Here is a 13,683-nt window from a genome sequence, read left to right on the forward strand (position 1 = left end):
GCTGATTCGCTAAGGGATTCCCATTACATGGGCGCACGCTAAATTGCTTTAGGTGCAAGTTCCTGATTCATCAAGCGGCTAACGCCGACTCTCCACAGGCTAACAAGCGGTGTCCCCGCTCTAAAATATTTAATGCGCCAACAATATCTGCATTGTTGGTGTAACCACACTTAATACACTCAAAATGAGATTGAGTTTTACGGTTATCTTTCGATGCATGACTGCAACAAGGGCAGGTTTGGCTTGTGTATTGCGCTGGCACAGCGACAACTAAACCACCATTCCATAATTGCTTGTACTCTAGTTGTCTTCTGAACTCATACCAACCCTGATCAAGTATTGATTTGTTCAGCCCTGACTTAGCTTTCACGTTTTTACCGTGCTTTTCTGCATTGCCTTTTGCTGACTTAGACATGTTTGATACACGTAAGTCCTCAATCACTATCATCGCGTGGTTCTTGCTGATTTGATGTGAGGCTTTATGTAAGTAGTCCTTGCGACAATTCGCAATGAGAGTGTGTAGCTTTTGAATTTTGGCTTTCTGTTTCTGCCAGTTAGCAGAAAACTTAACCTTTCTTGATAGCTTGCGCTGTTCGACAGCTAAGCGCTTTTCATGCTTACGGAATGCGTTAAGCGGTTTTAGATATGAGCCGTCTGACAATGTGACTAACTTGGCAACACCCATATCAATACCAACGGCAGAGCTAGAGGTATGCTTAGGTTCATCAATTTCTTGCTCAACTTGGAACGAGATATACCAGTGACCAGACTTAAAACTAACAGTACAGTTCTTAATGTTGCCTTGTACTTCTTGTGATTTGCGAAACTTCAGCCAGCCAAGCTTGCTCGGTAGCTTTACACGCTTACCATCTAGTTCGCAGTATTTGTTGAAGTTAACAAAGCGCACTGAATCTTGGTTTTTGCCTTTATTTTTAAATCTAGGCTTATCAGCAGCTAATGACTTGTCGAAGCATCGCATCCAAGCCGTATGAAGGTCTTTGAGCTTTTGCTGTAGATTGTCAGTGTATGCCTCTTTGAGCCAAGCAAGATCGTCTTCTTTCTTCCATTGCGTGAGTTGCTTACACAGTTCAGCGTAGTTCGGGATCTTCTCGCCAGAGTCCAACTTGTTTAAGCAGTGGCGCAAGCCTTGATTCCACACAAATCGAGCATGACCGCAAAGCACAGCAAGTCTAGCCGCTTGGGTAGCGGTAGGCTCTAACCGAAATTTGTATGCTTTGCGTATTAACATGACAATCAGTGTGAATCTTGATAATGTATTTATATTATCAACTTACATACAAAAGACAATATCAGTGTGCGATAATTTTAATAAGGGCAGGCATAGTTGTTATTCACTGCATTTACATATCGTTTTCGTGACAAAATACAGAAAGAAAGTGTTTGGAGATTTGCATCTACAAAGTCTTGAGGCGACTTTCAGGGAGCTTTGTTTGGGCTTTGATGCGGAGCTAAAGGAATTTAACGGAGAGCCTGACCATGTTCATTTGCTAATATCAACATCTCCGAATACACCTAGCGTTGCAAAATTGGTGAACTCGTTAAAAGCAACCAGTTCACGCAGGATTCGCAGGGAATTTAATGATGTAGCAGGAGCGTTTGGTAAGAATGTGCTTTGGAGTCGGTCTTACTTTGCTGGAACATGTGGAGGTGCGCCACTAACTGTTATTCGTCAGTACATCGAGCAACAGGATAGACCGCATTAAGGCGCTATCGCACCTTTGGCTATTCCCCTCCCTGCTCTTTCGCAGGGAGCACCCTAGCCATTAAAGGTGGGCGGTTAAATCGCTCATGGCCAAGCATGGTTATGACCTGGCAGCGATTCAGAAGTGATCACAGAGCAACACTTCAATTTCGAAGACCCTGCGATTTTGTTGTGTGCTGCGTGGGCGTACCAGCAAGAGCAAGTTGATAAAGGCTACTGGCAAGCAAACCTACATACCTACTACGTCGATGATGAAGAATTTGAATATTCTATCGAGGACGTAAATCTCGAAGCGTGGAGTGTTAACAGCAAATCGATGCATTAAGTTTTCGCATGCGAAAACTTTTGAGATAGAAAAAATAAACCCCGCCACTGAACAAATGGCGGGGATTGCACGTTGAACAGATAAGCTTTGATGCAATCAATCCTACCCCTAATAGTTTTGTTGCCGCCTATCTGTAATTTAATTTATGTGAAATAGTTTTCATATTCAACAGGTTTTTCAATATTTTTTTATTAAAAACAATGAATTATGCAACTAGGTGCTTTTCCTTCTTATGCCTGTTGACGCTGCTCTTTGTAACCCAGTTAAGTAATAGAATTGTCAAAAAGTTTTCGCATGCGAAAACACATGGAATCAATCTCACAATTTATCTGATGTTCTCGCATGCGAAAACTTGTGCAATCAGTTCTGTTTGTTACTTTTTTTCTTGTACTGTTGCTACTGGCAACGTATAGTGTGTGCCTGTTGCCAGTGACAACAATCGAGAGGCATTGATATGGCATCCAAGGAACGATGCGAAAGATTAAATCAATTAGTCCAAAAGGCAGGAAGTACCAGAAAAGCCAAGCAGCTCATTGATGGCGTTAAGGGTGTAAGCCCTTGCCACACTGCTATTTACAAAGCAATGCACGGCGGCGGTACAACTGATTACGTAGTTCAGTGCTATATCGAGGATCTTGAGGTAGCACTGAGCAAACCAAAACAGCAAACAAATTCCACCAGCAAAGGAAATTAATTAATGAGCATTATCATGGCGATTGCCAATCAAAAAGGCGGCGTTGGTAAAACAACTTGTACTTACAACTTTGGCATTAGCATCGCTAGCCAAGGCAACAAATGTCTATTCCTGGACTTTGACCCACAAAACAACTTAGGCGGCTCAATCGCACCGGAAATGGTCGAGAATCCAGAGTACACATCTGCGAGTTGCCTACACAACGCTTACAACCTTTTTGAAAATCCAGTAAAGGCTAAACCTTTCGAAGTCAGCGAAAACGTACACGTTATTGGCGGCGATAAGCGCATGGGTAACATTACTCAATCACAAATCTTAAACGTGGCTGAGTCTATCGACCTTATCAAAGACGACTACGACTATATCTTTATCGACTGTCCACCAGCGGCGAACGCGCTACAGCATGCAGCGCTACTTGTGGCCAGTAAGCTACTTATCATTAGCCAAGCACAAAAAATGTCGATCAAAGGCGTTAATGAGCTGGTTAAGACCTCGCGCCAAATCCGTCGAATGAACCCTGACTTGGAAGTATTAGGCATTGTCCTAAACCTTATCGAAGCCAACATTACAAACGACCAGCGCGAACAGGAAGCGGAACTTCGTAAAGAGTACGGCAACCTAGTTTTTGAAAACAAACTGATTAAAACAACGCGCGTAAGTGAAGCTCTAAACCAAGGCAAAGCACTGATTGAAACCAACCCTAAAGCGGCTGAGAAATTCGGCTTTACAGCGGTTTGTGAGGAACTTTGCAAGCGCATGGTAGAGGTGACAGCATGACCAAAAGTTTAAGAGATCGAATCAAGCTTAGCGACCTAGATAATCTCTTGGATGAATCAGAGGTAGAAATCCGCGATGCAGCGAAAGTGTTGGCTATCCCTAAAGACTCTTTGTATTCAGTTGAGCAAGTTCGTGAAGAATTTAACGATGAATCACTACTTGAGTTATGCGAAAGCCTAGAAGAAAACGGCCAAATTCAACCTGTCGTTGTTTACCCGTTCGATGGCAAGGGATACAAAATCCAAGAGGGTGAACGCCGTTGGCGCGCCACTATGTTGAGCGACAAGCTGACTCACGTTGAATGTATTATCCGTGAAAAGGGCGATATTTTTGGCCAGCTCATTGAAAACATCCAGCGAGAAGATTTAACGGCAATCGAATTAGGTAAGGCGTTTGACCAAGCTAAGAAAAAGCACAATCTGGATAACCGTGGCTTAGCTAAGCGCCTTGGCAAATCAGACGGCTACATTTCAAAATACCTAAATGTGCTTAAAGCCCCTGACTTTGTTTTGGAAGCATTCAAAAAAGGGATTATTGGTGATGTTGAGTCCATCAACGAACTACGCAAAGCAACCATCGATAACTCTGAGCGAGTTCGTGAAGCACTGGAAAGCGGCGAGAAGCTAACACGCCAAGATTGTGTAAAACTGCGCACTGGCGAGCTAGATAGCAAGGTGGAAGTTGCACCTCAACCTAGCAAACCAGAGAAAGCAGAAAAGACCGATAAGACACCAGTAAGCAAAAAGCCTACGGCAAACCAAAAGCCTACCAGCATTTGTGTGATGGTTAATGACCGTCATGGTTTGGTGTTCGCATCTGGTAAGCATAGCGACAAGCTAACGGTACTGTTTGATGATGGCGAACTTGAGCAAGTGCCAGTTGGTGAAGCTCAATTAGTTGGGTATCGTGTGTAAAGTTCTCGCATGCGAAAACTTTTAAAGCGGGTGGCTAATTAGCCGCCCGTTTTTCGTTAGGACGTAATACCCGCCGTCACGGTAGACACCAACCACATAGTGATCGAGCGGCACGTCTTGCCAGCCAAATAGCCCTAGTTCGTCATCGCAATAAGCGACGATATTCACCAGCTTTACCTTTTGGATATGCAGTAGATAGATATTATCTAGCGCCCCTTTAAATGGTCTGTAGATATACTCGCCATCTTTCCTTAAAGCGGGGATCTCATTCCCTGCGACTGAATGGCCATCGGCAACGCCGTCTTCGTTTATGTCGATTAGCCCGTAGTGATAACGATGCCTGATAGTAAACATCCCCTACTCCCAAATGCAAAAACGCCAGATTTGACAATTAAATCTGGCGTTTTTGTGTCTATAAAGGTTGTATAGGCAATATATGCCAAGAACTATTTTATAGCATGCCTCGAAGCGTTTGCAAGTTCGTCCAGTTGCACACTAGACTCGAACATAAAGCCTGTTTGTACCCCCTCGTTTTCTAGCTCTTGATTTACACGCCCAAGAATATCAATAAGCGATGCACCGCCGCCGCCAAACATATCCCCGAGCGCTTGGCCTTGGTGAAGCAGCTCACTATTGATTGCCTCGGCCATTGCCTTAAATGCCAGTGTCATGCGTTTTGCGCTTCGGTTGTTAGCAGCAATGAATCTCGCCAGCGCTTCGGCCTCGGGATCGTTGTCGCCAAACAAACCGGACTGAGCCAATAGCTCATCGATGTGCTGACCGGAATCTTTGGCCTGCCTTACTAGCTCGGTTGCTTGCACCAGTGAGTCAAGTGCTGACTTAGCGAGGTCAGGTTGTGAGGCGTTAATTTCCACGGCTTCTGCCAGCGTTCCAGACGTGTTTTTATGCACCTCTCCGCTAAGGTATTGCATCTCAACAAACGCGCTTGCTGCGCCGTTTAGCGCGCTCAAAATGTTGCGAATTTCGGGATCGGCTTCCTCGGCTACCAGCTTCACCAACTTCTCGTTTTTGTACGCCTTGGCAAACACGGCATTTTGCATGCGCTCAATCAGTTGCTTGGTTGGTCGGCCATCTTCGGTAAGTAGTCCGGCGGTTGAGTTATCCCCAATTTCAGTTAAGAAACTGTTTATAAATCCTTGGTTAGACTTGGCCAAAAGGTTGCCTGTTTCGCTCGGTTGGAATAGAGCAATCATGCGGTCATCGATGCGCTCTGCGTCAACCCAAGCTGTCTCGGCTGCGCTCATTTGTTGCAAGTCAGAGAGGTTGGAATCTCGGGCAAACTTAGCACGGTTAACTTTGGTGACACGTTCTCGAACCAACACTGGCTCGCGCATGCTCTCAACTTTCTCCGGTGATAGGTCGAAGCGCTCCGCATTGTCGATTAGGAACTGGCGGTACTTATCAGCCTTGCCCTCTCGATACGCCTTGATGATAGCTATGGTTCGACCGTTCCCCGACTCCACCACATTATCCGAGCCAACAATCGGTGCGCCGTGGCTAGATAGTCCAGAATCGGTTAATTGTTGTGGACGCAAATCGTTGGCCATCTTTGAGATCTGCAATTTTGAGGATACGCGAGTACGGTCGCGCGGTTGCAGTTCTTGCGGGAAGTTCGGATTGATTCGACCGTCTAAGTCGTTCGATGGAATAAGGTCGCTGGCTTCCACGACTTTAAAGCCTGTTTCTACTTCGTCGCCTTTTGCTGTCACAACGTAGCTGGTGCGACCTAGCTTGGGTTTTGGATTGTCTGTTGCGTACAGTTGAACAATCTCGGCTAGGTCATTGATGTTTTTCGCCTCTTTGATTTCGGCGCTAATTGATGTGAGTTGGTTCAATTTGACCGCTCCGGTTGGATTGGCGAGTTTTCGCATGCGAAAACTTTTGGGACAGGGAAAAGGATTAAAGGCTCTTAAGCAATGCGAAAAGCGCCTTGGCGTAGTTATGACGTTCGCTGGCTGCTAGTGCAAGGTTTAAAGATTGCTTGTAGTAATAGTCTGCTCGGATTTTAGTGAAAACATTCATCGTTTTTTCTCAAGTTCTCTGAAAAGTTTTCGCATGCGAAAACATCCGTGTCTTTCGCGCTCCATGCAAAAAGTTCTCGCATGCGAAAACTTAAGCGGCCAGTTTGTCAGGATTGTGCTCGAACCATTCAATCGCTTTTTGCTTGATGCTATCTAGCTCCAAGCCCTCTGAGTGAACGTCTCGCATTACATCAACAAACAACGATGGCTTGGCTGTATTAAACTCCCCTGCAAGGAATCTCGCAACCAGTTCGCTTTGTTCAACTGGACGTTCGCCATTGTCGCGCTCATTCTGCTCAATGTGCTTAGTGATGATCTTGATAGCCTTGCTACGGTCAGCGCGCGACCAGCTACCAAAACCACCATTTTTCTTGGCTGAGCCCGCATCGTTTTTCCAGTAGTCCAAACCGCGCGCAACATGCCCCTTGTAGCCAAACTGGAAGTTTTCGCCATCCTTGTAAACAACGTAGTTATCCCCCTTTTCAACCATTTGGTAGTTAGGGAAAAACGCCATTTCGTATTCGTACCAGTTAGGCAGAAGTAGCACTTCATTGAGCTTTTCAATCTTATCGGAGCGGCCTAACTTGGAAAATTCTTCTACCGATATTGGCTCATCCGAACTTGATACCGGTTCCTGCTCAACCTTTTGGTTAGCGCCTGTCAGTTTATTAAGAATTTCCACCAGCTCACGGTTCTTTTTGATGCGTTCACCAATCGATAGCTGGCCACTCTTAAGCTCTTTCAACAAACCCGCAGCATCGCGGTTGAGCGTCATTTTTTCTCTTAAGCTTAACACTTGATTCTCTCCGGTTTAGGCCGCCGAAGTGGCGGCCTTGGTTGTGATTAAATTTGCGCTTGGATCATGCTTGTGATGTTGCTTAGAGCGGCATCCATCAACGCTTCGTTCTCTGCTATTTGGTCGTTAGCTTCGAAGTGGGCGTAAGCCTGTTCTAGTGCGGTTTGGAACTCATCAACCAATTCCGGCGTAGGTTCACCAGTGAAATCTCGGATTTCCTTTAGTTTCTCTACATGTTCCATTTCTTCGTTATTGCCCTCTGTTTCAGATTGAGGCGCCTCACTACTTAGATTGAACGCTTTCACTAATAGCGCTTCCATTTCCGCTGTATCGTCAAATTCACCGATCAAGTCGTTGCCTTGGTATAGCGCGAACTTGTACTCGCCATCTTTAGCGATCGGATAAATGTCAGCGTGGCTTTCATTTAACCATGAACGGGCGATTAGCGGAGCGTACACGTTCGCTGGCACTGAGCCATTTACTGAGTGGATACCTGCCGCAACACTTGGTTGTACCAATGCGCCTTTTTCGTTGTAGTAGGTATCCACAGATTGCCAGTCCTTAATCGTCTCAAGTTGAGCTTTCGCTTTTTCGCTTAAGTCGGTCGCTAGAATGTCGAATAGAACGTCTAGGCTGTAAGTGAGTCCGTCCTCATCTTTCGCATTAATCGACTTCACTCGGCCTGTTGGGAAAGTCACTTCCTGCTTACCAAGTTTTAGCTCTAGGTTGGTAAAGGCTTCTAGCTGCTCAAGCGCTTTCGCTTCTTCTTCATCTAGGCTTTCACGGAATGAGGTAACGTCTAATACGTCATCCTCTGCCTGTTCGCCTTGCTGGTGCATTTCAGTTAGAGACGCGAGCTCTACCACTTTGCGCTCTTTACCAAAATCAAAGTCCACGGTTAGGCGGCCACCAAAGAAATTGCGATCGTGGTAATCGGTCATCGTGTCGCTGTTGTTGTAGTCGTATTGGCCTACATAAGCGTTAACGAACTCGATCAGCTGATCTACTGCTTCGGTATAACGGCTCATACCGTGTGGCGCTGGCGAGTTAGGGTTATCAATCTCGAACTGTAGGTAAGCTGGATTGTAGAGCATGACGTTTCTTGGCAAGTCAGTCAGCGTTAGGTCTAGTGTGCCGTAGCGAGGCTTGCGTACTGAGATTTTAACGTCATTACTGATCTTGCCAGCTTTCTTAAGCTGAGCGATAAAGGCGCGGATTCGCTTAGCGATTTCACCCGTATCTCGAATGCCCTCGCTCTCATAGATTGAGCCAAATGAATATTGAGTTGGGTCTAGTGCGAGAAGTTGTTTTTCTTCCTCGGATGCACCCTTGCTCACTTCATCTGCTGTGTCAGATTCTACGGCGTTCTTAGCACCCAATAGCTCAAGCAGTTTGTTAGCACCGTCAACCGTTAGGTAGCTGCGAGAATTGGTGTTAGCGATAAAGCGTAGCTCTTTACCCTTGTTCGACTTCGCAGAGAAGAAACTGTAGCCAAATGTATTTTCCATTTGGTTCTCTTGTTCTTCGGTTAGCGCAATATCGTTAATCTTGCCGTCAGCGTCCACCTTAGCCAGTAGCTTGTCGGCGTTCTCGCGTAGTGTTGGGCGCGAGTGAAGCGAACCCGAGCCGTTAATGGCTAACGTTGAATACAATGATTCAAAGCCGTTGATTGTGGTGAACATGGCCGGACTGACAGGCTCTAGTGGTGCGCTGTATTCCGTCTCTGCAATTTGCTCAAGCGTTTTGCCGTCCTTAAACATGTTAAAGATTGCAATAGTGCTTTCTTTCACTGCTTGGTCGTTTAGTTGAGTCGCGTTTTGCTGCGCTGCTGCGCCCTCTAGGCCAGTTTCTAGCACCTTGCCTGTGTACGTATCGATAACGCTAAAATCAGATTGGCCAATAGTGCCAACTGGTGCGTAGCGTTTCTCGCGTGTCGCCTTGAATTGACCTTTATGGTTCAAGTCAGGCAACGCAGCAAGGCTAGGGAAGCCACGGCTTTCGTATTCCGCTTCGATAGCTTTTGTGTACCACAATGGCATGACCGAGTTATGGATAGCGCGCGCCATCTGGTCATTGTCGATCTGCTCATCGTTATCCAAGTATCTAAAACCATGAATTGCCAGGATGTCTTGGTTGGTAACACTTGCCATTGCATAGTGCTGAGCAAAGAGCTCATCTGAACTTAGTTCGGATAGGTCAGGGTAGATACCGTCATCAATCGCCTTAATGAAGCGCTCAACTTTTTGGTAGTCCTCGCCTTGGTCTGCCATTGCTGGAATGACGGTTTCACCTTTTGCCTTGGTGTAAGCTACGTCTCCCTCATGGTAAACCGTAGTCGCGCTAAACGCTTTTTCTACGTCATCCAGTGCTAACGCTTCGCCGTTCTCAAACTTCTCGTATAGGTCGCCACGTAGCGCGCGTAGGTCGAACATTTTCGCCGTTGCACTAAAGAATCCGTCACGGTAGTTCAAGATAGCTTGCAGTAGGTCAGCGCGTTTCGCACGGCGGTTAAATGGAATGCGATGAGCCGTTAGGAAATCAGTGATCTCTTTGCGGTTCTTAAATTGCGCTTCCAGTGACGCTAGGGTTTCACCTTGTAGTGATTCCACTAGGTGCGCTTGTTCTGAAATACGCTTAGCTTGGTCATCCACTTTCTCGCCACGTTTTAGTGTTTTACCAGTACCTAGCGTTAGGTCAGCTAGCATAACAAGACGTTTGCGATCGCTTGGGTTTACTGACTGCATATCCTTAAGTTGGGATAGAGCTGCTTCTTGGAAGCGCATGCGGCCTTGCGTGTGTTCTGCTTGGCGCTGTAATTCAGCATCGCTTTGAACCAGCATTAGGTCTTCGGCAATCTCTTGAATCATGTCCGGCGTCACAAGGTCAATCGATGCGCTCCATAGCTTGTACGCGTTTGGATTTTCCTTGCGGTTCTTCATTTCTGGTTGCTGGCGTAGCTGCTTAGCGAACGCTGCTTTGAAGCCCACTTGTTTTAGGGTATCGAGCGTAGACTGAGGAATTTCATCAACGCCTTTGTCCTCAACCCATTGGTCTAGCGCTTCGGTTGCGATGCGCTCCGCTTCTTCTAGGTCGCCCTCAACCATGCCAAATAGCGGCTCTAGGTCAAAGTTACTTACTAATTCTGGTGGCAGTTTTTGGTCATAAGCGATCGCACCGTGGCGAATGCCATTACCAGCGTCAGCGAATTGCTCTTTCGCCGATTCTGGATCGAGGTACTTAACCACTTGATGTTGTGGCGGCGTCGTACCCAAGCCATAAGGGCGTAGACGTAGGCCATACCAGAATAGGTTATCCGTGGTTTCGTCTTTGTCTTGGTCGTTCGCGTTTGGCTCGTCGTTCTCAATTGGTTGTGGTTCTTCGTTGCTGTCATCGGTATCTTGAAGCAACTTAGATTCGCGATCGTAGTCAGCCAGAATAAGTGATTTAGCAGCTTCCCAACCTTGTAGATCGTCGCCACCAGCAAGCGGTGAACCCTCGCCGTAAGTGACAGCCAAGGTTTGGTTATCGCGCGCGTGGATCATGTACTGGCCAAAGCTATCATCGTCGTTCGCGTCAGGCGATTCGAAGTAGACAAACGGCTCGCTATCTTCGCCTTTATCCATCTTCCAGCCCTTAGCAATGGTCTTGCGACCAATAAGAGCCAATAGCCATTCTTTGCGCTCGATATTTGCTTTTCGTTCCCGTTCTTCGTCTGACAACTGAGGAAAATCGTTTTCAATTGAATCACGGATGTATTCTTTAGCCTCGGCAAGCTCTGATACCGTCATAGCACCTTTATCGAGGTCATAAATCACATCATTGATGTACGACTCTGAATAAGTGCTAGGAACGTTTTGATTTGCTGCACCTGCAAACTCTAATGAGTCTTTAAACTCTTGGCTTAGCTGCTTAACAAAGGCATCAAGATCGCCATTGAAAGCACGGTTAATGATGAAGTCGCGTTTCTCTTGCTTAGTCCATGAAGCGTCCCATTGCTCGATCACTTGAGACGAACTACCACCAGCGTTTACATTTTTCGTTGCTGTATTTGCTGCTGGCTTGATAGCAGCAAGCTGTTTTCGTAGTTCTTCTTGGATTTCGTTCTGCGTAGCAATCTGAGTTTCCAAGCGCTTCTCTTTCTTGGCCAGCTCATCGAGCTTTTGTTCCAAGTCGGTAGCTTCTTCGCCTAGTTGCGCAGCTTGTTCATCAAGTTCTTGTGCCTTTTGTTGCGCTTCTTCCAATGCTTTCTTGTCAGCGTCTTTCTTGGCCTTAGCAGCGACAAATTTCTCGCTGTTGTTTTCAAGCAACTGCGCTAGCTTGTTGGTCACTTCCTTAAGGGATAAATCCATGTTGCCCTTTGGCGCGACTACGTGAGTAATATCGCGCGAGTTCATTAGAAAGCGGAACGCGATTAACGTGTCATCTGGATTGATTTTTAGCGGATCGTTATCCGGCGCATGGAACGCAATAGAAATGCTCTGGCCATCTGAAAACGGGATTTTCACCATTTGGACAGCAACCGCACCAGACTTGCGCGGTTTGCCTACTTCAACGGCTTCTACCGATAAAGTAGGGGTTTTACGCTCCAAGTGCTTACCGAATTGCTGAGCACGAAATTCAAGCCTTGAGGCTTTCGATTTGAACGCCTCTAGCATCATTTGTGGCACAGGTTTGCACTGATACAAGTAGGTGTTCTCCAAATCCTCAAGTGACAATGCTTCTAGGATTTGATCGGCGTTTTTACCTTGCAGCACCGCTTCAATCTGCTCCGGCGTGAGTTTCTTGGCCAGATGGTCGATGCGATCCACAATCTTGATTTGATTTTGACTGGTAAACATCATGACTTTGCCGCCTCTAATTGTGCTTCAAGTTCTTTGGTTTCTTGCTTCTCTTGCTCTAATGCAGTTTCGAGATCTGCTATGCGGCGTTGTTCTTCTTCCAACTTAGTGCGAACGCTATCCCGAGCGGCTAGGGCATTGGTGTAATTGGACTGAGCGACTTGTTCAGCCGCTTTGGCTTCTTCAAGTCGCTTAGCAACAGAACGTGTAGCTGGTTGAATGTCTGAGGTGTCTTTAACGGCTTTAGCCGCTTTACGTGCAACTTGCTTGTCAAACTTGCTTTGGTTGCGCTTCATTAGGCGAACCATTTCACGCGCAAGCTCGCGCTCGTTCTTCACGCTAGGGATAGGCTGTTTAGTGCTGTTGAGTGTCATTTGGAAAATATCACCCTCATCACCAATAAACAGCGTCATTGACTGGCCATTATCAAAGAATAACTTGGCGCGTTTAACTGTCTCGCCGTCTCGTCTCGTTCTCTTGTTCGAGGCTTCTACGTCTGTAACAGTCGCACCAGCTTGTTTTAACGCAGTGATCAGACTCTTAAGGCCGCGTTCGGTCACGTTGTCAAAATCGACCACCACATAGTTATGTGACTGGTCTAGTGCAAACTTACTGTTGTTACGCAATTTCAAATTCCTCTGAATATGTCGTACAGGTAGGAAAGATTTTGTACAGCGGATTGATTAGGGAACAGGAGCGCTCAATCTTAACGTCCAGAATCCACTCGCCATGCAGCTTTTCCCCCGCTTCGAGTTCGAGTAACTTGCGATCGAACGTCAGGTATTCGCTGTTATGTCCGGCGTGTGAAAAGTCGAGCTTACGTGTGCGAGTAATGACGGTTTTTGGTCGTTTTTTACTGCGCAACGAATAGGTTAAAGTCCCACTCGTTATGGCTCGCTGAGATTGATAACCAAGAACGAATCGAATCACATCGGGATCGTCCATCTGGTTTGCATGCAGTATTTTTACTGCGTTTCGTTTAAGCAAAAATCGGTCAGCAATGGCTAGGCCAATTACTGCAAATTCCATCATTTGCCTTGACCTCCGGTATTAAAAAATCTCGCTAACATTTGGCTAGCCAGCTTGCGGATAAAGTTGATCGAGTCTGCTCCGTTGTTCGACGCAATGAGGACAAGCGCGCTGGTATAACCAGCCTCCACACCCTCGCTTTCACACAAGTAAGCGACTATCAAACCGACCACCAACGCCAGCGTTAGCTCGGTTAAAAAATCAAGGAATCCACCAGCTAGACGTTGCTCGCGTATGCCTTGGAGATATGACCCAACACCACTGAGGACAGATAGAGCCAGTACGCTAATCGCAAAGCTCTCACCAACAACTGACACTGGCATTAAATCCCCCTTTTGTATATCACCTAGCGAGTGTATTCGGAATGGTGGCTTTTGCTCAATAGACGGGCGTTACTTACTTTTGAATGGGTATCAAATAGGGCTGTTTTGCGGAAAAAAGTTAGATTTCAAGAGCCTATATAAAAAAGAAGCCTCTCACCCAAAAGGCTGGTGAGAGGCTAATCCAAGCGTTTTGTTGCGCGGCAACGCATACAAAACTTCCAA

Annotated in this window: 14 protein-coding genes; 5 read left to right on the forward strand and 9 right to left on the reverse strand. The window is 46.4% G+C overall.

Annotation, left to right across the window (positions count from 1 at the left end):
- Positions 1 to 70: 70 nt before the first annotated feature.
- Positions 71 to 1,249: an RNA-guided endonuclease InsQ/TnpB family protein gene (locus R7Q11_RS18635; protein ID WP_033905390.1), complete on the reverse strand. Its 1,179-nt coding sequence runs from the start codon at positions 1,247 to 1,249 to the stop codon at positions 71 to 73.
- Between R7Q11_RS18635 and tnpA the strand changes: the two genes are divergently transcribed.
- From tnpA to R7Q11_RS18660, 5 genes are all read left to right on the forward strand, one after another.
- Positions 1,248 to 1,724: an IS200/IS605 family transposase gene (gene tnpA, locus R7Q11_RS18640; protein ID WP_371131119.1), complete on the forward strand. Its 477-nt coding sequence runs from the start codon at positions 1,248 to 1,250 to the stop codon at positions 1,722 to 1,724. The genes R7Q11_RS18635 and tnpA overlap by 2 nt on opposite strands.
- 123 nt (positions 1,725 to 1,847) lie before the next feature.
- Positions 1,848 to 2,048 (forward strand): hypothetical protein, encoded by a 201-nt coding sequence (locus tag R7Q11_RS18645; protein WP_053307338.1) that lies wholly within the window; start codon positions 1,848 to 1,850, stop codon positions 2,046 to 2,048.
- 454 nt (positions 2,049 to 2,502) lie between these two features.
- Complete coding sequence (locus R7Q11_RS18650; RefSeq protein ID WP_017634062.1) at positions 2,503 to 2,742, forward strand: hypothetical protein; 240 nt, start codon at positions 2,503 to 2,505, stop codon at positions 2,740 to 2,742.
- Positions 2,743 to 2,745: 3 nt separating this feature from the next.
- Entirely contained in the window at positions 2,746 to 3,519 is a 774-nt protein-coding gene (locus R7Q11_RS18655; RefSeq protein WP_017634061.1) for a ParA family protein, read from the forward strand.
- The gene (locus R7Q11_RS18660) at positions 3,516 to 4,433 is read left to right on the forward strand and encodes a ParB/RepB/Spo0J family partition protein (protein WP_053307339.1); all 918 of its coding nucleotides are present in this window, start codon (positions 3,516 to 3,518) and stop codon (positions 4,431 to 4,433) included. The genes R7Q11_RS18655 and R7Q11_RS18660 overlap by 4 nt, the downstream gene beginning before the upstream one ends.
- A 21-nt stretch (positions 4,434 to 4,454) precedes the next feature.
- On the opposite strand, the gene R7Q11_RS18665 is transcribed toward R7Q11_RS18660, so the two are convergent.
- The 8 genes from R7Q11_RS18665 to R7Q11_RS18700 form a co-directional block, all read right to left on the reverse strand.
- A complete protein-coding gene (locus tag R7Q11_RS18665) occupies positions 4,455 to 4,787 on the reverse strand; it encodes a hypothetical protein (protein ID WP_053307340.1) in 333 nt (110 codons plus the stop codon).
- 92 nt (positions 4,788 to 4,879) lie between these two features.
- Complete coding sequence (locus R7Q11_RS18670; protein WP_158157520.1) at positions 4,880 to 6,325, reverse strand: hypothetical protein; 1,446 nt, start codon at positions 6,323 to 6,325, stop codon at positions 4,880 to 4,882.
- A gap of 28 nt (positions 6,326 to 6,353) precedes the next feature.
- On the reverse strand, positions 6,354 to 6,476 hold the full coding sequence (locus R7Q11_RS18675) for a hypothetical protein (protein ID WP_017634057.1): 123 nt from the start codon (positions 6,474 to 6,476) through the stop codon (positions 6,354 to 6,356).
- A 90-nt stretch (positions 6,477 to 6,566) separates the two neighbouring features.
- On the reverse strand, positions 6,567 to 7,250 hold the full coding sequence (locus tag R7Q11_RS18680) for a hypothetical protein (RefSeq protein ID WP_033905424.1): 684 nt from the start codon (positions 7,248 to 7,250) through the stop codon (positions 6,567 to 6,569).
- A 68-nt stretch (positions 7,251 to 7,318) separates the two neighbouring features.
- Entirely contained in the window at positions 7,319 to 12,112 is a 4,794-nt protein-coding gene (locus R7Q11_RS18685) for a hypothetical protein (protein ID WP_213916459.1), read from the reverse strand.
- On the reverse strand, positions 12,109 to 12,735 hold the full coding sequence (locus R7Q11_RS18690; protein ID WP_017634054.1) for a hypothetical protein: 627 nt from the start codon (positions 12,733 to 12,735) through the stop codon (positions 12,109 to 12,111). The genes R7Q11_RS18685 and R7Q11_RS18690 overlap by 4 nt, the downstream gene beginning before the upstream one ends.
- On the reverse strand, positions 12,728 to 13,141 hold the full coding sequence (locus R7Q11_RS18695) for a hypothetical protein (protein WP_155396207.1): 414 nt from the start codon (positions 13,139 to 13,141) through the stop codon (positions 12,728 to 12,730). Before R7Q11_RS18695 ends, R7Q11_RS18690 begins: the two co-directional genes overlap by 8 nt.
- Positions 13,138 to 13,461 carry a hypothetical protein gene (locus R7Q11_RS18700; RefSeq protein WP_017634052.1) on the reverse strand — a complete coding sequence of 108 codons (324 nt, stop codon included), beginning with the start codon at positions 13,459 to 13,461 and terminating at the stop codon, positions 13,138 to 13,140. Before R7Q11_RS18700 ends, R7Q11_RS18695 begins: the two co-directional genes overlap by 4 nt.
- Between the last annotated feature and the right edge of the window lie 222 nt (positions 13,462 to 13,683).

The organism is Vibrio sp. 970, from assembly GCF_033339075.1.

Excerpts from the sequence above, each read along its gene's own strand:
- tnpA (WP_371131119.1), top strand. The coding sequence starts at position 1,248 with ATGACAATCAGTGTGAATCTTGATAATGTATTTATATTATCAACTTAC.
- R7Q11_RS18635 (WP_033905390.1), bottom strand. The coding sequence starts at position 1,249 with ATGTTAATACGCAAAGCATACAAATTTCGGTTAGAGCCTACCGCTACC.
- R7Q11_RS18650 (WP_017634062.1), top strand. The coding sequence starts at position 2,503 with ATGGCATCCAAGGAACGATGCGAAAGATTAAATCAATTAGTCCAAAAG.
- R7Q11_RS18655 (WP_017634061.1), top strand. The coding sequence starts at position 2,746 with ATGAGCATTATCATGGCGATTGCCAATCAAAAAGGCGGCGTTGGTAAA.
- R7Q11_RS18660 (WP_053307339.1), top strand. The coding sequence starts at position 3,516 with ATGACCAAAAGTTTAAGAGATCGAATCAAGCTTAGCGACCTAGATAAT.
- R7Q11_RS18665 (WP_053307340.1), bottom strand. The coding sequence starts at position 4,787 with ATGTTTACTATCAGGCATCGTTATCACTACGGGCTAATCGACATAAAC.
- R7Q11_RS18670 (WP_158157520.1), bottom strand. The coding sequence starts at position 6,325 with ATGCGAAAACTCGCCAATCCAACCGGAGCGGTCAAATTGAACCAACTC.
- R7Q11_RS18675 (WP_017634057.1), bottom strand. The coding sequence starts at position 6,476 with ATGAATGTTTTCACTAAAATCCGAGCAGACTATTACTACAAGCAATCT.
- R7Q11_RS18680 (WP_033905424.1), bottom strand. The coding sequence starts at position 7,250 with ATGACGCTCAACCGCGATGCTGCGGGTTTGTTGAAAGAGCTTAAGAGT.
- R7Q11_RS18685 (WP_213916459.1), bottom strand. The coding sequence starts at position 12,112 with ATGATGTTTACCAGTCAAAATCAAATCAAGATTGTGGATCGCATCGAC.
- R7Q11_RS18695 (WP_155396207.1), bottom strand. The coding sequence starts at position 13,141 with ATGATGGAATTTGCAGTAATTGGCCTAGCCATTGCTGACCGATTTTTG.
- R7Q11_RS18700 (WP_017634052.1), bottom strand. The coding sequence starts at position 13,461 with ATGCCAGTGTCAGTTGTTGGTGAGAGCTTTGCGATTAGCGTACTGGCT.